Annotated in this window: 19 protein-coding genes; 3 read left to right on the forward strand and 16 right to left on the reverse strand. The window is 71.3% G+C overall.

Going from position 1 to position 22,145, the window contains the following annotated elements:
- Positions 1-28 precede the first annotated feature (28 nt).
- The 15 genes from HNO83_RS18235 to HNO83_RS18305 all read right to left on the reverse strand — a co-directional run bounded on the left by HNO83_RS18235 (position 29) and on the right by HNO83_RS18305 (position 17,191).
- Entirely contained in the window at positions 29-730 is a 702-nt protein-coding gene (locus HNO83_RS18235; RefSeq protein WP_175338956.1) for a YggS family pyridoxal phosphate-dependent enzyme, read from the reverse strand.
- Positions 696-1,874: a cell division protein FtsZ gene (gene ftsZ, locus HNO83_RS18240; protein ID WP_175338957.1), complete on the reverse strand. Its 1,179-nt coding sequence runs from the start codon at positions 1,872-1,874 to the stop codon at positions 696-698. Before ftsZ ends, HNO83_RS18235 begins: the two co-directional genes overlap by 35 nt.
- A gap of 142 nt (positions 1,875-2,016) precedes the next feature.
- Positions 2,017-3,009 (reverse strand): FtsQ-type POTRA domain-containing protein, encoded by a 993-nt coding sequence (locus HNO83_RS18245; RefSeq protein ID WP_175338958.1) that lies wholly within the window; start codon positions 3,007-3,009, stop codon positions 2,017-2,019.
- Between the two features lie 12 nt (positions 3,010-3,021).
- Positions 3,022-4,452, reverse strand: a complete 1,431-nt coding sequence (gene murC / locus HNO83_RS18250) for a UDP-N-acetylmuramate--L-alanine ligase (RefSeq protein WP_175338959.1) — start codon at positions 4,450-4,452, stop codon at positions 3,022-3,024.
- 67 nt (positions 4,453-4,519) lie between these two features.
- Positions 4,520-5,590 (reverse strand): UDP-N-acetylglucosamine--N-acetylmuramyl-(pentapeptide) pyrophosphoryl-undecaprenol N-acetylglucosamine transferase, encoded by a 1,071-nt coding sequence (locus HNO83_RS18255; RefSeq protein WP_175338960.1) that lies wholly within the window; start codon positions 5,588-5,590, stop codon positions 4,520-4,522.
- A complete protein-coding gene (gene ftsW / locus HNO83_RS18260) occupies positions 5,587-6,828 on the reverse strand; it encodes a putative lipid II flippase FtsW (RefSeq protein ID WP_175338961.1) in 1,242 nt (413 codons plus the stop codon). Before ftsW ends, HNO83_RS18255 begins: the two co-directional genes overlap by 4 nt.
- Positions 6,829-6,991: 163 nt before the next feature.
- A complete protein-coding gene (gene murD, locus HNO83_RS18265) occupies positions 6,992-8,509 on the reverse strand; it encodes a UDP-N-acetylmuramoyl-L-alanine--D-glutamate ligase (RefSeq protein ID WP_175338962.1) in 1,518 nt (505 codons plus the stop codon).
- Positions 8,506-9,621, reverse strand: coding sequence for a phospho-N-acetylmuramoyl-pentapeptide-transferase (gene mraY, locus HNO83_RS18270; RefSeq protein ID WP_175338963.1), 1,116 nt, complete (start codon positions 9,619-9,621; stop codon positions 8,506-8,508). The genes murD and mraY overlap by 4 nt, the downstream gene beginning before the upstream one ends.
- On the reverse strand, positions 9,618-11,042 hold the full coding sequence (locus tag HNO83_RS18275; protein WP_175338964.1) for a UDP-N-acetylmuramoyl-tripeptide--D-alanyl-D-alanine ligase: 1,425 nt from the start codon (positions 11,040-11,042) through the stop codon (positions 9,618-9,620). Before HNO83_RS18275 ends, mraY begins: the two co-directional genes overlap by 4 nt.
- Positions 11,043-12,587: a Mur ligase family protein gene (locus HNO83_RS18280; protein WP_175338965.1), complete on the reverse strand. Its 1,545-nt coding sequence runs from the start codon at positions 12,585-12,587 to the stop codon at positions 11,043-11,045. It abuts the gene before it with no gap.
- A gap of 11 nt (positions 12,588-12,598) precedes the next feature.
- Positions 12,599-14,341 carry a peptidoglycan D,D-transpeptidase FtsI family protein gene (locus tag HNO83_RS18285; RefSeq protein ID WP_175338966.1) on the reverse strand — a complete coding sequence of 581 codons (1,743 nt, stop codon included), beginning with the start codon at positions 14,339-14,341 and terminating at the stop codon, positions 12,599-12,601.
- Positions 14,342-14,360: 19 nt separating this feature from the next.
- Positions 14,361-15,044 carry a cell division protein FtsL gene (gene ftsL, locus HNO83_RS18290; RefSeq protein WP_175338967.1) on the reverse strand — a complete coding sequence of 228 codons (684 nt, stop codon included), beginning with the start codon at positions 15,042-15,044 and terminating at the stop codon, positions 14,361-14,363.
- A complete protein-coding gene (rsmH, locus tag HNO83_RS18295; RefSeq protein WP_175338968.1) occupies positions 15,044-16,024 on the reverse strand; it encodes a 16S rRNA (cytosine(1402)-N(4))-methyltransferase RsmH in 981 nt (326 codons plus the stop codon). Before rsmH ends, ftsL begins: the two co-directional genes overlap by 1 nt.
- A gap of 113 nt (positions 16,025-16,137) precedes the next feature.
- A complete protein-coding gene (mraZ, locus tag HNO83_RS18300; protein WP_115697105.1) occupies positions 16,138-16,569 on the reverse strand; it encodes a division/cell wall cluster transcriptional repressor MraZ in 432 nt (143 codons plus the stop codon).
- Positions 16,570-16,810: 241 nt separating this feature from the next.
- The gene (locus HNO83_RS18305; protein ID WP_175338969.1) at positions 16,811-17,191 is read right to left on the reverse strand and encodes an SCO2097 family morphological protein; all 381 of its coding nucleotides are present in this window, start codon (positions 17,189-17,191) and stop codon (positions 16,811-16,813) included.
- 77 nt (positions 17,192-17,268) lie between these two features.
- Here HNO83_RS18305 and HNO83_RS18310 point away from each other — a divergent pair, with 77 nt between their 5' ends.
- Positions 17,269-18,399 carry a polyprenyl synthetase family protein gene (locus HNO83_RS18310; RefSeq protein ID WP_175338970.1) on the forward strand — a complete coding sequence of 377 codons (1,131 nt, stop codon included), beginning with the start codon at positions 17,269-17,271 and terminating at the stop codon, positions 18,397-18,399.
- Positions 18,400-18,481: 82 nt separating this feature from the next.
- Here HNO83_RS18310 and HNO83_RS18315 read toward each other — a convergent pair whose 3' ends face one another.
- Positions 18,482-18,823: an Rv2175c family DNA-binding protein gene (locus HNO83_RS18315; protein WP_175338971.1), complete on the reverse strand. Its 342-nt coding sequence runs from the start codon at positions 18,821-18,823 to the stop codon at positions 18,482-18,484.
- Between the two features lie 152 nt (positions 18,824-18,975).
- Between HNO83_RS18315 and HNO83_RS18320 the strand changes: the two genes are divergently transcribed.
- Entirely contained in the window at positions 18,976-20,082 is a 1,107-nt protein-coding gene (locus tag HNO83_RS18320) for a LysM peptidoglycan-binding domain-containing protein (protein ID WP_175338972.1), read from the forward strand.
- 86 nt (positions 20,083-20,168) lie between these two features.
- Positions 20,169-22,070 (forward strand): Stk1 family PASTA domain-containing Ser/Thr kinase, encoded by a 1,902-nt coding sequence (gene pknB, locus HNO83_RS18325; protein WP_175338973.1) that lies wholly within the window; start codon positions 20,169-20,171, stop codon positions 22,068-22,070.
- The last annotated feature ends 75 nt before the right edge of the window (positions 22,071-22,145 follow it).

Below are 22,145 nucleotides of genomic sequence, written 5' to 3' on the forward strand. Positions count from 1 at the left end.
TACGCCCTTCGAACTCTTCGTTTCGAGATTAACGAAGCTCCGGCCGATTCCCGGTAATGGCGGTCCCGATCCGAAGGTGTGTCGCGCCCGCGGCGATCGCCTCGGGGTAGTCCTGCGACATCCCCGCGGAGATGAAGACGGCGTCGGGCGCGAGCGACCGGACCCGCTGGGAGGCCGCCCGTACGCGCTCGAACGCGCGCGCGGGCTCCTCCCCCAGCGGCGCGACGGCCATGACACCCAGCAGGCGGAGGCCGGGCGTGGCGAGGACGTGCTCGACCAGCGGCTCCAGATCGCGGTCGGCGACGCCGCCGCGGGCCGGGTCGTCCGTCAGGTTGAGCTGCACGAAGGCGTCGACCGTCGACTCGTCCGATGCCAGCGCGTCCACCAGGGACACGCGGTCGAGCGAGTGGATGACGGAGGCGTACCGGCGCGCCTGCCGCGCCTTCTTGCTCTGCAGCTGCCCGACGAAATGCCAGGTGAGCGCGAGGTCGGCGAGCTCCGCCGCCTTCTCCTGCGCCTCCTGGTGGCGGTTCTCCCCCACGTCCCGCACGCCGAGCGCCGCCAGCTCGCGCACGAGCGAGGCCGGGTGGAACTTGGTCACCACGATGGTGGTGAGCTCCTCCGGCGAGCGGCCGGCGGCCCGGGCGGCGTCGGAGACGCCCTCCCGGACCGCGGCGAGCCGCTCGGCCAGCCCGTTACTTGAGGAAGTCGGGGATGTCGAGGTCGTCATTCTCGTCGTCGAACGCCGGGTCCTTCTGCGGTGCGGCTTCGGCGACCGGCTGCTCGCCGGTCTGCCAGGCCGAGGTCTCCGGGGCCGGGATCTCCCCCGCCTCGACCTCGGCGGAGGAGGCGATCTGCGACTGCTCGGAGCCGGCCTCCACGAAGCTGGCGCGGCGCGCGTCGGCGGTGACCGGACGCGAGTTCGGCTCGCCGCCGTCGAAGCCCGCCGCGATCACGGTCACGCGCACCTCGTCGCCGAGGGTGTCGTCGATGACCGCACCGAAGATGATGTTCGCCTCCGGGTGCACCGCCTCCTGCACCAGTCGCGCGGCGTCGTTGATCTCGAAGATGCCGAGGTTCGATCCACCCTGGATGGAGAGCAGGACACCGTGAGCGCCGTCGATCGAGGCTTCGAGCAGCGGGGACGCGACGGCCAGCTCGGCCGCCTTGATCGCCCGGTCGGCGCCGCGCGAGGAGCCGATGCCCATGAGCGCGGAGCCCGCCCCCTGCATGACCGACTTCACGTCGGCGAAGTCGAGGTTGATCAGGCCCGGGGTGGTGATCAGGTCGGTGATGCCCTGGACACCGGCGAGCAGCACCTGGTCGGCGGTGGAGAACGCCTCGAGCATGCTGATGCCGCGGTCGCTGATCTCCAGCAGCCGGTCGTTGGGCACGACGATGAGGGTGTCGACCTCTTCCTTCAGGCGCTGGACGCCGGCCTCGGCCTGCTGCTGGCGGCGCTTGCCCTCGAAGGAGAACGGCTTGGTGACGACACCGATGGTCAGGGCGCCGATCGACTTGGCGATGCGTGCGACGACGGGGGCGCCGCCGGTGCCGGTGCCGCCGCCCTCTCCGGCGGTGACGAAGACCATGTCGGCGCCCGCGAGCGCCTCCTCGATCTCCTCCGCGTGATCCTCGGCGGCGCGGCGGCCGACCTCGGGGTCGGCTCCGGCGCCGAGGCCGCGGGTGATCTCACGCCCGACGTCGAGCTTCACGTCGGCGTCGCTCATCAGGAGCGCCTGCGCGTCCGTGTTGATGGCGATGAACTCGACGCCGCGGAGGCCGAGCTCGATCATGCGGTTGACGGCGTTGACGCCGCCTCCGCCGATGCCGACGACCTTGATCACGGCGAGGTAGTTCTGTTGTGCTGTCACGTCCGGCCTCCACGGGAACCTTCAACCTCTAGCTGAGGCTTAAAGTCTTGCTGAGTATGCAATTCTCGATCCGACGTTAGGTGCGCCAGGCCCGCGCCCGCGGAAGCTGCGAGGCGTGTCGGAAAACTGCCGTCCATCCCGGCTATCCCGTCGTCACGCTGTGCGGCGAGGAGACGTCGTAGCGGGACGCGTCCGGGGCGCTCGTGAGCAGTGCGGCGAGGTCGGCGGCCTTGAGACCGGAGTCCTCCGCACTCCCCCACACGACGGTCGCCTTGCGGCCGCGGAGCGTGAAGCTCACGTCGTCCTTCGTCTTCGCCGTGATCGTGTCCACCTGGGCGAGGACACCGGCCGGCAGCGCGCTGAGCACACCGGCGGCCGCCGCGAAGCCCGAGTCGGCGTCGACGTCCGCCGCGCCGCCGCCGGCGGTGATCAGCGGGTAGCCCTCTGGCCGCTGCTGGCTGCTCGAGATCGGCACCTTCGCGGCATCCACCAGGGTGAAGGCGTTGCCGCGCTGGATGACGCCGACCGGCTGCCTCTCCACAACGCGGACGACGATCGTGTCCGGCGGATGGCTCTCCACGGTGTAGCTGCGGATGAGCGGGAACGCGGCCAGGTCGCTGGAGATCCCGCCGGAGCTCAGCAGCGGCAGCGGCGTCCCGAGCTGGTCGGAGAGCTTCTTCTCGACGGCGGCCGCATCCAGCCGGGAGGTTCCGGTCACCTGGATGTGGCGCAGCGCCAGCAGCGGCGAGTACGCGACGAGCCCCACCGCCACGACGAGCGCGACGACGACGCCCGCGGCGGCGAGCCAGGCGATGCGACGCCGGCGCGAGCGCTTCGTGAAGCGGCGCACCTCGCCGCGCTCGACGCGCTTGCGCTCCCGCCGCGCGGCGCGCAGGGCCTTGTCGATCTCACGGTTGCTCGGCAGCCGCGAGTACGGCGGCTCGTCGGCGAGCGGGCCGCGGACCGGAGTGGCTCCTGCCGCAGAGTCCGGCCGCAGCACGGGGATGGGCTCGGTGACCGTCTGCACGCTGCGCCCGCGTTCCTCCGCGGCGCGCGGCGGCGAGGCCGCGGCGCTCGGCGGGGCGGCCTCGGGGGCGGGTGCCTCCGACCGGTCGAACCCCTGGGGACGCTTCACCGGAGGGACCCGCTACTCCGCGACGGCGGCGTCCGGGTGCTCCCGGCGCAGCGAGTCGAGCAGCTGGGGCACGATGCGGTACACGTCGCCGCAGCCGAGAGTGATGACGAAGTCGCCCTCGCGCGCGATCTGCGCCGTGTGGTCGGCGGCCTGCTGCCAGTCGGCGATGAAGGCGACGTGCTCGGGATGCTCGAAGCGGTCCGCGACGAGAGCACCGGTGACGCCCGGCTCCGGGTCCTCGCGGGCTCCGTACACGTCGAGCACGACGGTCTCGTCCGCGTAGGTCTCCAGCGTCTCGGCGAACTCCTTCGCGAACAGCCGGGTGCGGCTGTACAGGTGCGGCTGGTGGACGGCGATGATGCGTCCACCCCCGACGACCGTGCGCGCGGCCGACAGTGCGGCGGCGACCTCGGTCGGGTGGTGTGCGTAGTCGTCGTAGACGCTGACGCCCGCGACCGTGCCGTGCAGCTCGAAACGGCGCTCCGTGCCGCCGAACTCGGCGATCGCGGCGAGGGCCGCCGCCGGCTCGAAGCCGAGGCCGGTCAGCACGGCGAAGGCGCCGCCGGCGTTGATGGCGTTGTGGCGGCCGGGGACGCGCAGGCGGGCCGCGTAGTCCTCCCCGCGGTAGCGCAGCGAGAACGAGACGGGACCGTCGGTGACGATGGAGTGGACGCGCACCTCCGCGTCCTCCGCCTCGCCGAACGTGACGATGCGCTTCTCCGGCGCCTGCTCGCGCAGCCGGCCGGTGACGTGCACCGCGCCGGGGTCGTCGGAGGACACGACGACGAACTCGTCCGCTTCGCGGGCGAAGGTGACGAACGCGTCCTCGAAGGCCTCCAGCGACCCGTAGTGGTCCAGGTGGTCGGGGTCGACGTTGGTGATGAGCGCGACCGCGGTGTCGTAGAGCAGGAACGAGCCGTCCGACTCGTCCGCCTCGACGACGAACAGCTCGCCCGTGCCGGTCTGCGAGCTCGTGCCGAGGGAGGCGATGACGCCGCCGTTGACGAAGCTCGGGTCCTGGGCGAGGCCGAGCAGCCCCGTGATGATCATGCCCGTGGAGGTGGTCTTGCCGTGGGCTCCGGCCACCGCGACCAGGCGCGAGCGGTTGATCAGCCAGGCGAGCGCCTGCGACCGGTGCAGCACCGGCAGGCCCTTCGACAGCGCCAGCTGGTACTCCGGGTTGTCCTGCCAGAGGGCTCCCGTGACCACGAGCGTGTCGGCGTCGCCGACGTTCGCGGCGTCGTGGCCGATCGCGATCGTGGCGCCCAGGGCGCGCAGGGTGTCGATGTTGGCCGAGTGACGGACGTCGGAGCCGGTGACCGTGTAGCCGGCCTCGAGGAACAGCCGCGCGATGCCGCTCATCCCCGAGCCGCCGATACCGACGAAGTGGAGCTTTCCGAGCTCCTCCGGGAGGGCGAGGGTCAGGTCGGGCTTGATCGTCACGGGTGCAGCTTTCGGTTACGTGAAGGGGACTCCATCGCGTACCAGGCTACGCGACGAAAGGTTCGGATCAGCCGAGGGCGCGCAGGATGAGCGCGACCATGCGGTCGGAGCCGTCGCGCACTCCGGCCGAGGCGGCGCGCTCCCCCATCCCGGCCACCCGCGCGCGGTCGGCGAGGAGCGGGAGCAGGTTCGCATCCACCCACGCCGGCTCGAACGCGGCGTCGTCGACGAGCACGCCGCCGCCCGCGCGGAGCACGCCCGCGGCGTTGTAGCGCTGCTCGCCGTTGCCGATCGGGAAGGGGACGTACACGGCGGGGATTCCGAGGGCGGCGAACTCGCACACCGTCGCCGCACCGGCGCGTGCGACGGCGACGTCCGCGATCGCGAGGGCCAGATCCATCCGGTCGCAGTACTCGAGCAGGCGGTAGCCCTCGACACCCGGGTCCGCGAGCTCGCCGCGGCCGCCCTGGATGTGCAGCACCTGCCAGCCGGCGGCGGTCAGCTCCGTCGCGCGGGCGGCGACCGTCTGGTTGATGCGGCGGGCGCCGAGCGAGCCGCCGGTGACGAGCAGGGTCGGCAGCGCGGGGTCCAGCCCGAACTCGGCCGCGGCCTCGGGCCGGGCGGCCGCGCGGTCGAGCTGTTCGATCTCGAAGCGCAGCGGCATGCCGACGAAGGTGGGATGCGGTAGCGGCGTGCCCTCGAACGCCACGCCGACCCACGGCGTGTAGCGGGCGCCGAGCCTGTTGGCGAGTCCGGGCCGTGCATTCGCCTCGTGCAGCACGAGCGGCACGCCCTCCGACCGGGCGGCCGAGTACGCGGGCGCCGCCGCGTAGCCGCCGAAGCCGACGACCGCGTCGATCCCGCGGTCCCGGATCAGCTCACGCACCGTGCGGATCGAGCGGCGGTACTCGCCGGGGAAGCGCAGCGCAGCGCCGTTCGGGCGGCGGGGGAACGGCAGCTTCGGGATGGTCGCCAGCTCGTAGCCGCGCTGGGGCACGAGCCTCGCCTCCAGCCCCTCCTTCGTGCCGAGCACCAGCACCTCGGCGCCGGGGTCGTCGCGGCGGAGCCGGTCGGCGACGGCGAGCAGCGGGTTGACGTGACCGGCGGTGCCCCCGCCGGCCAGCAGGTAGCGCGTCACCGCAGCGCACCCGCCTCGGCGGTCTGCAGGGCATCCTCGTCGGTCTGGGCGTCCCGCTGGGACTGCCGGGCGAACGACAGCACGATTCCGATGGCGATCATGGAACTGATCATCGCAGTCCCACCCGCAGAGATCAGTGGGAGGGGGACCCCGAGCACCGGGATCACCCCCAGCACCACCGCGATGTTGACGAACGCCTGGCCGATCAGCCAGACCATGATCGCCGCCGTGGTGACGCGCGCGAACGGATCGGTCGAGGCGTGGATGATGCGCAGGAACGCGATGGTCAGCACCACGAACAGGAGCAGTACGACGACCGCCCCGATGAGGCCGAGCTCCTCGCCGATGATCGCGAAGATGAAGTCGGTGTCGGCGGCGGGCAGCCAGGACCACTTCGAGTGCGAGTTGCCGAGCCCGACGCCGAAGACGCCGCCGGAGGCGAGCGCGTAGAAGCCGTTCTTGATCTGCCAGTCCACGTCCGGGTTCGCCACGCTCGTGCCGCCGAAGTACGCGGCGATGCGCCCCACCCGGCTGGCGCTGGAGAGCGCCACCGCGATGGCGAGCACACCCACGATGACGACGCCGGTGAGCAGGTAGCGCATCCGCACGCCGGCGAAGAACAGCGCGCCGAGGATCAGCGCCGCCAGGATCATGGTCGTCCCGAGGTCGCCGCCGAGCGTCACGAGCGCGGTCGCGCCACCGGCGACGGGCACGACCGGGATGGCGACGTGCTTCCACTGTGTGAGCATGTCGCGCTTGCGGGCGAGCACCACGCCCAGCCAGACGACGAGGGCGAGCTTGATCGCCTCCGACGGCTGCAGGGTGAGGGACCCGACCTTGAGCCAGTTGCGGTTGCCGCCGATCTCCATGCCGAGCGGGGTGAACACCACGAGCAGCTGCAGGAAGCAGGCCGCGCCCAGGAAGAACCAGATGGTCTTCTTCCAGAACGCCCGCGGGATGCGCGACACCAGGAACATGAGCGGGAGGCCGACCAGCGCGTACGCGCCCTGCGACCAGAACCGGGAGAAGAAGTTGTCGCTGTCGTTGTGGGACTCGACCGCAGACGACGACAGCACCATGACCAGGCCGAACACGACCATGAACAGGGTGACCCCGAGCAGCAGGAAGTAGTTGGCCGACTCGGAGGTCATGGCCCGGCCCAGCTGGATGCGCGTCGTCAGCGCGCCGAGGCGGGAGCGGTCCGCGCTGCGGCCGGGGGTACGAGGCACACTCGTCACGCGCCTCACCTCCCAGTCGTTCCGTCGGCTGTCCCAGTCTCGTCGCGGTCCCGCCCAGGGCGCCGGAGCGGGGGCGCGTGTCGCCCGAATGCGGCGACTGCGGCCTCCCGGGACGTCTGCGCGTGCGCGCCGCGCCGCAGACGTCCCGCGACGCCGCAGTCGGCTAGGAGGCGGACTCGTCGAGGTAGGCGTTGACGGCCGACTGGAAGCGGCGGCCGCGCTCGGCGTAGTCGGCGAACTGGTCCATGGAGGCCGCGGCGGGCGCGAGCAGCACCGTGTCGCCCTCGCGGGCGAGGCCGCCGGCCAGGCGGACGGCGGTCGGCATGACCTCGTCCGTGTCGGCGGACTCGACCTCGAGCACGGGCAGCTCCGGGGCGTGCTTGCGGAACGCGGCCAGCAGCTCGGCGCGGTCCACGCCGATCACGACGGCCCCGCGGAGGCGGCCGACGTGCTTTCCGACCAGGTCGTCCACATCCACACCCTTGAGCAGCCCGCCGACCAGCCAGACCACCGACGGGTAGGCGCGCAGCGACGCGTCGGCGGCGTGCGGGTTGGTCGCCTTGGAGTCGTCCACCCAGTTCACGCCCGCCTCCACGCGCACCAGCTCGATGCGGTGCGCGTCGAGCCGGAACGCGGTGAGCACATCCCGGATCACCTGCGGCTCGACGCCCCAGGAGCGGGCGAGGGCGGAGGCGGCCAGGATGTTGGCGACCACGTGCGGCGCGGAGAGCCCCGCCTCTTCCAGCTCCTCCAGCGTGGTCAGCTCGATCGCCGCGTTCGCGCGGTCCTCCAGGAACGCGCGGTCGCACAGGATGCCGTCCACGATCCCGAAGTCGCTCGGGCCCGGGACGCCGAGACCGAAGCCGATGGCGCGGGCGCCCTCGACCACATCGGCCTGCTCCACCATCCGGAGCGTGTTCTCGTCGGCCTTGTTGTAGACGCAGGCGACCTGCGTGTTGTCGTAGACCTTCGCCTTGGCGGCGATGTACGCCTCCATCGAGCCGTGCCAGTCGAGGTGGTCGTCGGCGATGTTGAGGCAGGCGGCCGAGAACGGCGACAGCTCGCCGCCTGCGTTCCGGTTCACCCAGTGCAGCTGGTAGCTCGAGAGCTCGACGACGAGCACGTCGAATCCCTCCGGGTCGCGGATGGCGTCGAGCACGGGGACGCCGATGTTGCCGCACGGTGCGACGCGGTTGCCGCCCGCGAGGATCATCGTCGCCGTGAGCTGCACGGTGGTCGTCTTGCCGTTGGTGCCGGTGACGCAGATCCAGTCGGCGGGACCCTCGGCGCCGTCCGGCCGGGCGACCTTGTCGCGCAGGCGCCAGGCCAGCTCGATGTCGCCCCAGACGGCGGTGCCGCGCTGCCCGGCCCAGACCAGCAGCGGGTGGTCCCAGTGGAAGCCGGGCGACGCGACGACGAGCTCGGGGTCGAACTCAGCGAGACGCTCCGGCGGCGCGCTCAGGTCGGGCTGCTCGACGAGCTCCGCGCCGATCACCTCGAGCAGCATCCGCCGCTCGTCGTCCGCCTTCGCGGCGACCACGAGCACCTGCGCGCCGAGCTCGGCCAGGGTGTCCGCCACCGAGAAGCCGGTGACGCCGAGGCCGTATACGGCGACCCGCAGGCCGCTCCAGTCGGCATGCCAGCTGGTCAGCCCGGCGAGACGGTCGTCCAGGGCGGTCATGTGGCGAGCCACTCCAGGTAGAACGAGCCGACGCCGGCGGCCACGAGCAGGCCGCCGATGATCCAGAACCGGACCACGACGGTGACCTCGGCCCACCCCTTCAGCTCGAAGTGGTGATGGATGGGGCTCATCAGGAAGATGCGCCTGCCGCGGGTCAGCTTGAAGTACGCCCGTTGCACGATGACGGACCCGGCCTCGATGACGAAGATGCCGCCGATGAGGACCAGCAGCAGCTCGGTGCGGCTCAGGATGGCGAGGGCGGCGACCGCGCCGCCGAGCGCCAGCGAGCCGGTGTCGCCGAGGAAGATCTGCGCGGGCGACGTGTTCCACCAGAGGAAGCCGACGACCGCTCCGACGATCGCCGTCGCGACGATGGCGAGGTCGAACGGGTCGCGCACGTCGTAGCACTTGGCCACGTTCTCGACGCTCAGCTTGACGTTCGCGCAGGACTGGATCGACTGCCAGAAGCCGATGATGATGTACGCGCCGATCGCGAGGATGGAGGCGCCCGAGGCGAGGCCGTCCAGACCGTCGGTGACGTTGACCCCGTTCGAGGTGGCGGCCACCAGGAAGTTGATCCAGAGCAGGTACAGGCCGTAGCCGACGAGCACGCCGATCACGCCGAACTTGGTGATCGCGCCGAAGTCGATGGCCGGCAGGTCGCGGATGAACGACACGCTCATCGTCGCCGGCGTGTAGTCGTTGCCGTTCGGGAACCGGATCGCCAGGAACGCCCAGATCGTCGCGACGACGACCTGGCCGGCGACCTTGGCCCACCCGGTGAGCCCGAGGCTGCGCTCGCGCCGGGTCTTCAGGAAGTCGTCGATGAAGCCGACCACGCCGAGCCCGACCATGAGGAACAGCACGAGCAGCGCGGACACACTGGTCTCGTCGCCGGTCAGCAGCAGCGCGGTGAAGTAGCCGAACAGGGTGCCCAGGATGACGACGATGCCGCCCATGGTCGCGGTGCCGCGCTTCGCGTGGTGGCTCTGCGGCCCGTCGTCGCGGATGAACTGCCCCCACTGCAGGCGGCGGAACAGCCGGATGAACAGCGGCGTCAGGAACAGCGTGAACGCCATCGAGAGCGCACCGGAGGTCAGCAGGGCTCTCACGAGAAGATCTCCCCGAGTCGGTCGCCGAGGAAGCGCAGCCCGGCCGAGTTGGAAGACTTCACGAGCACGGTGTCGCCCGGGCGCAGTGCGCCTGCGAGGTGGTCGAGCGCCGCGTCCTGGGTGTCGAAGTAGAGGGACTCCCCGTCCCACGAGCCCTCGTTGATCGCCGTGATGTGCATGCGGCGCGCGGAGGGGCCGACGACGACGAGCTGGTCGATGCCGAGGCGGACGGCGAGCAGGCCGATGCGGTCGTGCTCCTCGCCCGAGAACTCGCCCAGCTCGCTCATCTCGCCGAGCACGGCGACCGTGCGGCCCTCGGGCTCCGCGATCTGCGCGAGCGTCTTCAGCGCGGCCGACATCGAGTCGGGGCTCGCGTTGTAGGCGTCGTTGATGACGGTCACCTCGCCGCTGCCGAGCACCTCCATCCGCCAGCGCTCCGCCGTCCTCACGGTCTGCAGCGCGGCGACGATGGTGTCGATGTCGACGTCGAGGACGTACGCCGAGGCGGCGGCCGCCAGCGCGTTCATCACGTGGTGCTCGCCGAGCACCTGGAACCGCACGGGGCGGGACTCGCCCTCTCCCCCGTCGCGCGGCGGCAGGTGCAGGGTGAACGACGTGCCGCGGCGGTCGGAGACGACGTCGGTCGCGCGCACGTCGGCGCGCTCGTCGAGGCCGAACCAGAGCACGCGGGCCACGGTCTTGCCTGCCATCGTGGCGACGCGCGGGTCGTCGATGTTCAGCACCGCGACATCCGACTCGAGCAGATCCGTGACCATCTCGGTCTTCGCCTGCAGGGTCTTCTCGATCCCGCCGAACTCGCCGGCGTGGGCGAGGCCGACCTTGAGCACGACGCCGACGTCCGGCCGCGCCATGCGCACCAGGCGGGCGATCTCGCCGATGCCGCTCGCGCCCATCTCGGCGACGAGGAACTGCGTCTCCTCGGTCACCTGGAGCATCGTCACCGGGGCGCCGACCTCGTTGTTGAAGGACGCGCGCGGCGCGATCGTCGGGCCGACCTGCTCCAGCACGGCGCGCAGCAGGTTCTTGGTCGTGGTCTTGCCGTTGGAGCCGGTGATGCCGACGATCTTCAGCAGGCCGAGGGCGCGCACGCGCGCGATGACCTCGGTCGCGAGGTCGCCGAGCGCGACGACGGTGTCCTCCACCAGCAGCTGCGGGACGGGAAGCTCCAGCGGGTGGTCGACCACGACGAGCGCTGCACCGGCCTCGACCGCCTGCGGCGCGAAGAGGTGCCCGTCGGTCACCTCGCCGGGCTTGGCGAAGAAGATCGAGCCGGGCTCGACCTCACGGGAGTCGGTGGTGGAGAGGCCGGAGACCACGGCGTCGGGCGAGACGTGCGTGCCGTCGAGAAGCAGGGTGCCGCGGGTCGCCGCGGCGATCTCGGCGAGGGTCATGGCGATCATCTACAGCCACCCGGCCTCTCGCAGGGCGAGGCGCACATCCTCGCGGGCGGAGTACGGCAGGCGCTGGCCGGCCACCTCCTGGTAGTCCTCGTGGCCCGGGCCGGCGTACAGCACGACGTCGCCTTCGCCCGCGAGCGAGAGGGCCGTGCGGAATGCGGCACGCGGGTCCGGCACCTCGTACAGCTCGCCGTCCGGCACGGCCGAGCGGGCGCCCTCCAGCAGGGCGGCACGGATGGCGGCCGGGTCCTCCCAGCGCGGGTGGAAGTCGGTGATGACCACGGCGTCCGCACCGCGGGCGGCGATCGCACCCATGTCGGTGCGCTTGGTGGTGTCGCGGTCGCCGTCCGCGCCGAACACCATCACGATGCGGCCCTCGGTGACCTTGCGCAGCGCGCTCAGAGTCGAGAGGAACGCGTCCGGGCTGTGGCCGTAGTCGATGAAGACGACCGGACCGCGGTCGCCGGAGAGCCGCTCCGCGCGGCCCGGGATATAGGCGTCGATGCCGCCGTCGCGCTCCAGCGCCGCGCCGATCGCGTCGAGGTCGTAGCCCGACTCCACGAGCATGACGATGGCAAGGGCGGCGTTCGCGGCGTTGTAGGCGCCGAGCAATGGGATGCTGGTCTCCAGGCCACGGCCGTCCGGGCCCTCCAGGCTGAACCGGGTGCTTGCGAGGGTCTCCTCCAGCACGGTCAGCGTCCACTCGGCGTCGGAGCCGGCCGAGCTGGACAGGGTCGCCAGCGGGATGCGCGACTGCTCGACGAGCCTGTGGCCCCACTCGGAGTCGACCGTGACGACGCCACGGCGGGCGCGGTCGGGTTGGAACAGCTCCAGCTTTGCGGCGAAGTAGTCGTCCATCGCCGCGTAGTCGTCGAGGTGGTCGTGGCTCAGGTTGGTGAAGCCGACGACATCGAACACGATCCCGTCGACGCGGTGGCGCGTGAGGGCCTGCGCCGACACCTCGATCGCGGCGGCGCGGACGCCCTCCTCGCGCATGCGGGCGAGCAGCGCGTGCAGCTCGCTCGCCTCCGGGGTGGTCAGCTTGCTCGTGATGACGGTGTCGCCGATGCGCCGCTCGGCGGTGGAGCTGAGGCCGGAGACGACCCCGAGCTGGCCGAGGATCGCGTTCAGCAGGTACACCACCGAGGTCTTGCCGTTGGTGCCCGTGACGCCGAAGAGCGTCGCCTGATTCTCGTCGGTGCGGTAGATCCAGGCGGACACCGCGCCGAGCGCGGCCCGCGGGTCGGGCGTGACGATGACCGGCAGACCGGACTCCTCCGCCAGCGCCGCACCCTCCTCGTCGGTGAGCACGGCGACCGCGCCCGCCTCGGCGGCCGCCGCCGAGTAGCTCGCGCCGTGGACGTTGCGGCCGGGCACGCCGACATACAGGTCGCCGGGTTCGACGGCGGAGCTCGCCAGGGCGGCTCCGGTCACCTCGACGCCGTCGAGGTCGCCGCGGCTGTCCAGCCCGAACTCCGCTACCAGCTGGGCGAGCGGGCGGGCGACGGGATGCTCGGGGCGCAGGGAAGAGGGCGCCGGTCCTGTCACGAGGCTCACTTTCAGTAGTACGGCGGGTAGTCGGCCGGGCTCGACGTCGAGGGCTTCACCCGGTAGGTCTTCAGCACCTGACTCATGATCGTGTGGAACAGCGGAGCGGCGGCTGCCGACGAAGTAATGGTAGTCGGGAACCCGAGGTTGACCGAAACGACGTACTGCGGATCGTCCACCGGTGCGACGCCCATGACCGACACGTAGTAGGAGGGCAGGTAGCCGCCCTTGCCGTCGGGCTGCTGGGCCGTTCCGGTCTTCGCGGCGATGCGGTAGCCGGGGATCTGCAGCTGCTTCTTGAGCTCGCCCGAGGTGACCACCGACTCCATCATCCCGAGCGTGGTCGAGGCGGCCTGAGCGGAGACGACGGGGGTCTGCTTCGCGCTCGGGACATCGGTGACCGAGCCGTCGGGGTGCTGGCAGCCCTCGACGAGCGACAGCGGGATGCGGTTCCCTCCGTTCGCCAGCGCCTGGTAGGCGCCGACCATCTGCAGCTGGGTCGCCGAGACGCCCTGGCCGAACATCGTGGCGTACTTGGTCTGGTCGTCCCAGTCCTTCACCGGATGAAGTTCGCCGGCCGAGTCGCCCGGGTACGGCAGGCCGGTCGGTGTGCCGATCCCGAACTTCTTCATGTAGTCGTAGCGGGTCTGATCGCTGAGCGCGCGACCCAGCTGCGACATGCCCGTGTTGGACGACATCATCAGGACGCCCGTGAGCGTCAGCCGCAGCGGCGGGTGGTACCCGGCGTCGTGCAGGTCCGCGCCGTTGCCCGACTTCCACTGGTACGGCGCGAGCACCGGGGTCGTCGGCGATGCCTTGCCCTGGTCCAGCAGCATCGCGGCGGTCAGCGCCTTGAACGTCGAGCCCGGCTCACGCGGGTCGGTCAGCGACTGCAGCCGCCAGAACGACGGGTCGGTGGCGTCGATGTTGTTGGGGTCGAGGGACGGCCACTGCGCGATCGCCTTGACCTTGCCGGTCTTCGCCTCCGCGACCGTGACGAAGCCGAACTTGGAACCGGTCGCGCTCACCTGCTGTGCCAGCGTCTGCTCGGCGAACCACTGCAGGTCGCTGTCGATCGTCAGCTTGAGCGTCCCGCCGTCCTTCGCCTGCTTCTGCACGACGGTGCTGCCGGGGATCGCGACCCCGTCAGCCCCGCGCTGGTAGGTCTCCTCGCCGTTCTGGCCGGCGAGGCAGCCGTTCTCACTGGCCTCCAGGCCCTCGTCCCCGCCCTGGGAGAGGAAGCCGAGCAGATTGCCTGCGACGGCACCGTTCGGGTAGCTGCGGGCCTGCTTCTTCGTGAAGGTCAGCCAGGGGTACGGGAGCTTGTCGAGCTTGTCGAAGGTGCCGACGTCCATCCCGGACTTGATCAGGACGTACTGGGACTTGGGGTTCTCCTTGAGGGCGCCGTCGATGAGCGCCGCGACGGCGTCGCCGCCCTGGCCGGTGATGGCGCCGATCTTCGCCGCCGCCTCGACCATCTTGTCCCGGCCACCCGCGATGGCGTCCTTCGGTGACGCGGCCGCGGTGTAGGTGTAGATGGTGGTCGCCAGGACTTTACCGTCGGCGTCCACGATGTCGCCGCGGTTGCCGAGCAGCGGAGTCGACACCTCCTTGGCGTTCACCGACTCCTTCTGCAGCTCGTCGGCCCGCACCACTTGGATGTCGACCAGCTTGGCACCGAGGATGCCGACGGTCGCGGCGACGGCCAGGACCGTGGCCGCGGTCCGCCGCCGCAGCATCTTCTTGCCGACCATGCCCGCGTCCGTCCCGTCGTCAGTGCGTCACCGGGGTCGGCAACGCTCCCTGCAACGGTACGGTCGGCTTCTGCTGCGGCGCGTTCGCCGCTCCCGTGGAGGCGGAATTCCCAGTTTGCGGCGCGGCGGTCTGCCCGGGCTGCGTCACCAGCGGGACACCGGCGAGCAGGGAGTTCGGCACCAGGTTGCCCTGGCCGCCGGTCACCGTCCCGGCCGCGCCGCTCGCAGCCAGCGGGGCGCCGAGCACCGCGCCGTCGGAGAGCCGCAGGTAGGCGGGGCTGCTGTTGCTCACCATGCCGAGGGCGTTCGCATTCGCCGCGAGGTTCTGCGGCGAGGACACCCGGCCGAGGTCCTCGGACACGGCCTGGTACGACCGCTGCAGCTGCGTCTGCTTCGCCTGCAGCGAGTTCAGCTGGTACGCGCCCTGCGAGATCCCGATGCTCAGCAGCAGCTGGGCGACCACGATCGCGAGCAGCGTGCCGACCGCGATTCCGGCGTAGAGGGCACGGGGACGCGCCCGGCGCTGCGAGCGCGACGGCACGACCTCGAGGTGGCTGCGCCGGGACTCCCGGGTCCCACGGAGCTCATGCTGCTCGCGCGGCTCCTCGGCCGGCAGCGCCGCCGCGGTGGCGGCGCCGGTCCACAGGGCGGCCGGGCGCCGGCGTGCGGTGACCGTGACGGCTTCAGCCAGGGTGCTGCTCATCAGCGCCTCCTCTTCTCGTCGTTGTTCGATGCGGGCCGCACCCGCTCGGCCGCCCGCAGCCGCACCGGGGTGGCGCGAGGGTTGGCGGCCTTCTCGTCGTCGTCCGCGAGCTCGGCGCCGCGGATCAGGAGCTTGAGCTCCGGCCGGTGCTCAGGCAGCTCGACCGGCAGTCCCGCCGGAGCGCTGGAGGTCGACCGCGCCTGCAGCTCGCGCTTCACGATGCGGTCCTCGAGCGACTGGTAGGCCTCCACGACGATGCGCCCGCCGACGGCGAGCAGGTCGATGGCGGCCGGGATGGCGCGCTCCAGCACCGCGAGCTCCTGGTTGACCTCGATGCGCAGCGCCTGGAAGACCCGCTTGGCCGGGTGCCCCTGCCGCTGCACCGCGACCGGGGTGGCCTTGGTGATCAGGTCGACCAGCTGACCCGAACGCACCAGCGGCACCGTCTCGCGTGCCTCCACGATGCGGGCGGCGTAGCGGCCGGCGAGCTTCTCCTCGCCGTACTCGCGGAAGATGCGCCGCAGGTCGGCCTCGGAGTACTCGGCGAGCACCATCTCGGCGGTCAGCTCGCTCGTGGAGTCCATCCGCATGTCGAGCGGCGCGTCCTTGGAGTACGAGAAGCCGCGCTCCACCCGGTCGAGCTGCAGCGAGGAGACGCCCAGGTCGAACAGGACGCCGTCGATGTGGTCGAAGCCCTCGCCCTCCACCGCCTCCCGGATGCCGTCGTAGACGGTGTGGACGAGATGCACGCGGTCGCCGAAGCGCTCCAGGCGCTGCCCGGCGATGTCCAGCGCCTCCGAGTCGCGGTCAAGGCCGACGAGGACCGCCTCCGGGAACCGTTCCAGGATGCCGGCCGAGTGGCCGCCCATCCCGAGGGTCGCGTCGACGAACACGGCACCGGGCTTCGCGAGCGCCGGGCCGAGGAGCTCGATGCAGCGCTCGAGCAGGACGGGGGTGTGGATGCGGTCGTTGTCGCTCATGGCCTACGGGACGGTCCGCTTGGCCCTGATCCCGGATCCCCATCCATCCCGACCTGACACCGGGGAAGTGGTGTCAGGGCGTATGGCTGGGAGTCCGGCGCCAGGGACGCGCGTCAGAAGAGTCCCGGGATCACCTCCTCCTCCGTGTTCGCGAACGCTGCTTCCTGCTCCGCCAGGTAGGTCTCCCAGGCCTGGGCGTCCCAGATCTCCGCGCGGCTGCCCGCGCCGATCACGACCAGGTCGCGATCGAGTCCCGCGTACGTCCGGAGCGAGGCCGGGATGGTCACCCGGTTCTGCTTGTCCGGCACCTCTGCACTCGCCCCCGAGAGGAAGACGCGCAGGTAGTCGCGGGCCTGCTTGCTGGTCACCGGCGCCTGGCGGATCTTCTCGTGGAGCGACTCGAACTCCGCCTTCGAGAAGACGTAGACGCAGTGCTCCTGACCACGGGTCAGGACGAGACCGGACTCGAGCTCATCCCGGAATTTGGCCGGCAGGATGATGCGCCCTTTCTCGTCGAGTTTGGGGGCATGCGTACCGAGGAACATCGGCTGCCACCCCCACTCTCCCGGCCCAGGTTGCGGTGTGCCTCCACTTTACTCCACTTCCATCCACAAATTGAAGCACCTTGACCGGATTGCCCCGAAATGGGGGCGTCGACCCGCGGAATCACGCGGATCTTTGGGGTGGAGGGAAGTGGAGGGTCCGGGAGCGTCCGCGGGCATGAAAAAAGGGCCGATCGGAGACGATCGGCCCTTCCGGGAAGTGTTGGGGAGGACGGTGGAGGGGTCAGCCCTCTCCGCCGTCGTTGCGCTTGTCCCAGCGGTCGTTCATGCGGTCCATGAAGCCGTTCTGGCCACCGCGCGCCTTGGCGCGCTTGGGCTCCGGGGCGCCCGGCTCCGCGGCCACACGCTTGCCCGGCGCGATGGCGACGAGCACGCCGGCGAACATGAAGATGAAGCCGAGGATGCCCACGAGGGGCTGCTGGAACCAGACCCCGACGACGAGGACGATCACGCCGACGACGGCGAGCAGGATGCCGAGGACGATCGACCGGTAGGCCGGCCGCGCTCTCTTCCCTCCCACCTTGGCGACGAAGTCTGCGTCGTTCTGGTAGAGACTGCGTTCCATCTCTTCGAGGAGGCGCTGCTCGTGTTCCGAAAGCGGCATCCGTATCCCCCTCTTTCCGTGGGTTCGAGGCTAGGTGAGCCTGATTCTAACCTCGCCGGTCTGGCTAGGCTAGGCGTGTGTCAGAAAGCATCCGGTTCGTCGACCTCATCCAGTCCAGAATCGATGGATTCCTCGATGCACGTGCCTCCATTCTCGTCTCCATCGCCGACGAGCTCTCTCCGGTCGCGGCCTTCTCAAGGGATTTTCTCAGCGGCGGCAAGCGGTTCCGGGCGCTGTTCTGCTTCTGGGGCTGGCAGGCGGTGCGCACGAGCAGCGACGGCGGCGACGACGTCCAGGACGCCGGGGCGGTGACGGCCGGAGGGGCACTCGATGCGGTGGTCTCGGTGGCGAGCTCGCTCGAGCTGTTCCACGCGGCCGCGCTGGTGCACGACGACCTCATCGACAACTCCGACACGCGCCGCGGCGCACCGGCCGCGCACAAGCGGTTCGAGCGGCTCCACGACGAGGAGGGCTGGGGCGGCTCCGGCGCCGCGTTCGGCACGGGCGCGGCGACGCTGCTCGGCGATCTTCTCCTCATCCTCAGTGACGAGCTGTTCGACGAGGGCCTGACCCAGCTGGTCAGCGCCCCGGCCCGCCGGGCGGCCCGCGCCGAGTTCAACCGGATGCGGATCGACGTGACCGCCGGTCAGTACCTCGACATCTTCGAGGAGATCGGCTGGGCCGGGAGGCCGGACGGCGACCAGCTGGCGCGCGCGGAACGCGTGATCGTCTACAAGTCGGCCAAGTACTCCATCGAGTCGCCGCTGCTGATCGGCGGGAGCCTCGCCGGCGCCACCCTCGGCCAGCTAGACGCGCTGCGCTCCTTCGGCCTCCCCCTCGGGATCGCGTACCAGCTGCGCGACGACCTGCTCGGCGTCTTCGGCGACGCCGAGGTCACCGGCAAGCCGAGCGGCGACGACTTGCGCGAGGGCAAGCGCACGGTGCTCATCGCCCTCACCCGCCAGGCCATCCCGTCGGGCGCCCGCGCGGCGCTCGACGAACTGCTCGGCGACCCCGAGCTGACGCCGGAGCAGATCCGCACGATGCAGCTCACCATCCGGGAGTCCGGGGCGGTGGAGGTCGTGGAGCGGATGATCGCCGACAACGTCGCGCGGGCTATCGCCGCGCTCGAGGCGGCCCCGCTCGGCGCCGCCGCGAAGGCGCAGCTGCGCGACCTCGCGGTGACGGTCACCCGCCGCAGCGCCTGACCGCGCCCTCCCGGAACGTCTGCGCCTGCGCGCGCGGCCGCGGTCGTTCCGTGCGACCGCAGTCGCGAAACGGAGCGGGCGGTCAGGCCAGGGCCTGAGCCACCCTGCGGACCTCGGCCTTGCGACCGGCCCGCAGCGCCTCGATCGGGGAGGTGCCGAGGCTCTCCTCCTCGGCGAGCAGCCAGTCCACCGCCTCGTCGTCGGTGAAGCCGTCGTCGCCGAGGACGATCAGGGTTCCGCGGAGCTCGCCGAGCGGCTGCCCGTCGCGGAGGAAGGCGGCGGGGACCTTGAGGACCCCGTCGATGCGCTTGGCGGCGAGATGGCGGTCCTCGATGAGGCGGCGCACCCGGCTCACGCTCAGGCCCAACTGCTCGACGAGGTCGGGGACGGTCAACCATTCACTGGTCTGGACGGGCTCGGTCACCCCTCCAGCGTGCCATGAGTGGCGCCGGTTCGAGAAGCCGCACCGATTGTTACGATCGCGTAAACTGTTGTCACATTCGTCACTTCCGTTGACTCCTTAACTGTTCTGTGCCAGCGTGGGGTGTCGTCGTGTCACTCAAACAGGGGGTTCCCATGGCTCTGGCAGACACCGGCAGGATCCGCGCCGCGCTGGGCACCGTCCCGATCGCGGTCGCGAGCTCCCTGGCGATGACGCTCAACCTCGTGACGCCGGCCCAGGCCGCCCCACCGGAGGACACCCGGGCCGACCACCCCGGCGACACCGGCCGGATCGCACCGCTGGAGGGCGCGACGGTCACCAGCACGATCGGACGCCCCGCGAGCGCGTCCCCGGCGCGCACCGCTGTCGCGGCCGTTCCTGCCACCTATCGCGTCCAGTCCGGCGACACGGTGTCGGGCATCGCCGGCCGGTTCGGCCTGTCGACCGCCGCCGTCCTCGCCATGAACGGCCTCAGCTGGAAGAGCCTGATCTTCCCCGGCCAGGTGCTCGCCCTCGCCGGCCCGGCCGCCGCGCCCGCTCCCGCCGCTCCCGCCGCCCCCGCGCCGGCACCCTCCGCTCCGGCGACGACCACGTACACCGTCGTGCGCGGCGACACCGTCAGCGGCATCGCCGGGCGGTTCGGCGTCAGCACGAAGGCGGTGCTCGCGGCCAACGGGCTGACCGCGTCCGCCCTCATCTTCCCCGGCCAGCACCTCCGCATCCCGGGCATGACGACCGCGTCCCTCGACCGGCCGGCCGCGGTCCCGGCGCCGGCCGCACCCGTCGTCGCCTCACCCGCCCCGCTCCCCGCGGTCGCCGCGGGCCAGGTCGTCGCTCTCTCCGACGAGATGCGCGCGAACGCCCAGCTCATCGTCCGCATCGGCCGCCAGCAGGGCGTCCCCGACCAGGGCATCGTCATCGCCCTCGCCGCCGCCGCGCAGGAGTCCGGCCTGCGCAACGTCCGCTACGGCGACCGGGACTCGCTCGGCCTGTTCCAGCAGCGTCCGAGCACCGGGTGGGGGACGCCGGACCAGGTGCTCGACCCCGCGCGCGCGACCCTCGCCTTCTACGGCGGCGCCGGAAACCCCAACCCCGGCCGCACGCGCGGCCTGCTCGATGTTCCCGGGTGGCGCTCGATGACCGTGACCCAGGCGGCCCAGGCCGTGCAGCTCTCCGCGTTCCCCGACGCGTACGCCAAGTGGGAGGCCTCCGCCCGCGCCTGGCTCACGCAGCTCGGCTGAGCCGGAATGTCACAGCCGGGTCACAGCCACGACGTCCACCGGTGTTTTGCAGGCTTGCGGCATACGTCGTTCCCTAGACTCGATCCGTGACCACGAGCCAGACCGACCCCATGATCGGCCGTCTCATCGACGGCCGCTATCAGGTGCGCTCGCGGATCGCCCGTGGCGGCATGGCCACCGTGTACCTGGCGACCGATCTCCGCCTGGAGCGGCGCGTGGCCATCAAGATCATGCACGGCCACCTCGCCGACGACTCCACCTTCAAGAGCCGTTTCGTCCAGGAGGCCCGCTCGGCCGCCCGGCTGGCGCACCCGAACGTGGTCAACGTGTTCGACCAGGGCCAGGACTCCGACATGGCGTACCTGGTCATGGAGTACCTGCCCGGCATCACCCTGCGCGACCTGCTCAAGGACTACGGCAAGCTCACGCCCGAGCAGACCATCGACATCATGGAGGCGGTGCTCTCCGGTCTCGCCGCAGCGCACAAGGCGGGCATCGTGCACCGCGACCTCAAACCGGAAAACGTGCTGCTGGCCGACGACGGCCGCATCAAGATCGGCGACTTCGGCCTGGCCCGCGCCGCCAGCGCCAACACCGCGACCGGGCAGGCGCTGCTCGGCACCATCGCCTACCTCTCCCCCGAGCTCGTCACCCGCGGCGTCGCCGACGCCCGGAGCGACATCTACGCGCTCGGCATCATGATGTACGAGATGCTGACCGGCCAGCAGCCCTTCCAGGGCGAGCAGCCGATGCAGATCGCCTACCAGCACGCCAACGACGCGGTGCCCGCGCCCAGCGCGAAGAACCCGGCCGTGCCCGCCGAGCTCGACGAGCTCGTGCTGTGGGCGACCGAGAAGGATCCGGACCGCCGCCCGCACGACGCGCGGGAGATGCTCGACCGGCTGCTGGAGGCGGAGAAGTCGCTGCGCGGCGAGGCCGTGCTGCAGCCGACCGTCGTTCTTCCCCCGGCCTTCGAGGTGGAGGCGGGCGAGACCCAGATCATCAACCCGGCCATCCGGCAGCAGGTCGCTTCCAGCACCCCGGCCGCCACCGCGACGCTCGCCAAGGCGGCGCAGAAGAGGCGCTCGAAGGGATGGTGGCTGTTCGCGCTCGTCATCCTGCTCGCCGGCGTCGCCGCCGGCACCGGCTGGTACTTCGGCGCCGGTCCCGGTTCGCTGGTCGCCGTCCCGAACGTCGTGAACACGGCACCGGACGCCGCCGCGAGCCGGCTCGTCAAGCTCGGCTTCACGACCGCGCAGGCGCCGGAGTACAGCACGACCGTCGCCAAGGGCCTGGTGTCGAGCACCGACCCCGCCGCGGGCGTGCACGCCGCGCACGGCAGCACGGTGACGCTCCGCGTGTCGCAGGGCCCCAAACCCGTCGACATCCCTGCCCTTGCCGGAAAGAGCGTCGACGAGGCGAAGAGCCTCATCACCGGTGTCGGCGCGAAAGTGGGCGACACCGCGCAGCAGTTCGACGGCAAGGTTCCGGCGAACACCGTCCTCTCGGCGACGCGCGCCGACACCGGCGCCGACATCTCCGGCGGCGGCTCCTACTTCGAGGCCGCCGCGGTCAACCTCGTGGTCTCCGCCGGGCCGATCCCGGACGTGGCTGGCAAGTCGGTGGAGGACGCCACGGCCGCCCTGGCCAAGGTCGGTCTGCTGACCTCCGCAGGCCCCCAGAGCTACAGCGACACGGTGCCGGAGGGCAAGGTCATCTCGGCCCAGGCGCAGCACGAGCCGGTGCGCCCGAACGACACCCTGCTGCTGGAGACCTCGAAGGGCCCGGAGCCGGTGACGGTCCCCGACGTCGTGAACAAGAACTGGGCCGACGCCAAGAAGGCGCTGACGGACGCCGGCTTCCAGCTCAAGTACTCCGCCATCGCCGACGTCGCGCCGTCCGCGTTCGTCGTGTCCAAGATCTCCCCCGGCGCGGGGACCCAGCAGCCCAAGGGCTCCACGATCACCGTCAACTTCGCCGGCTTCTGAGGCGCGGGCGCGCCTGGTTGCGGGCGCGGCTGGTTGGGGCGCACGCAGACCACCTCACGAGACACGCCGCCGTCC

Origin of the sequence: Leifsonia sp. C5G2 (assembly GCF_013359685.1) — a bacterium.
In the GTDB taxonomy this organism is placed as follows: domain Bacteria; phylum Actinomycetota; class Actinomycetes; order Actinomycetales; family Microbacteriaceae; genus Leifsonia.

Excerpts from the sequence above, each read along its gene's own strand:
- HNO83_RS18235 (WP_175338956.1), bottom strand. The coding sequence starts at position 730 with ATGACGACCTCGACATCCCCGACTTCCTCAAGTAACGGGCTGGCCGAG.
- HNO83_RS18285 (WP_175338966.1), bottom strand. The coding sequence starts at position 14,341 with ATGGTCGGCAAGAAGATGCTGCGGCGGCGGACCGCGGCCACGGTCCTG.
- HNO83_RS18275 (WP_175338964.1), bottom strand. The coding sequence starts at position 11,042 with ATGATCGCCATGACCCTCGCCGAGATCGCCGCGGCGACCCGCGGCACC.
- murD (WP_175338962.1), bottom strand. The coding sequence starts at position 8,509 with ATGACCGCCCTGGACGACCGTCTCGCCGGGCTGACCAGCTGGCATGCC.
- mraZ (WP_115697105.1), bottom strand. The coding sequence starts at position 16,569 with ATGTTCCTCGGTACGCATGCCCCCAAACTCGACGAGAAAGGGCGCATC.
- ftsL (WP_175338967.1), bottom strand. The coding sequence starts at position 15,044 with ATGAGCAGCACCCTGGCTGAAGCCGTCACGGTCACCGCACGCCGGCGC.
- rsmH (WP_175338968.1), bottom strand. The coding sequence starts at position 16,024 with ATGAGCGACAACGACCGCATCCACACCCCCGTCCTGCTCGAGCGCTGC.
- HNO83_RS18305 (WP_175338969.1), bottom strand. The coding sequence starts at position 17,191 with ATGCCGCTTTCGGAACACGAGCAGCGCCTCCTCGAAGAGATGGAACGC.
- HNO83_RS18320 (WP_175338972.1), top strand. The coding sequence starts at position 18,976 with ATGGCTCTGGCAGACACCGGCAGGATCCGCGCCGCGCTGGGCACCGTC.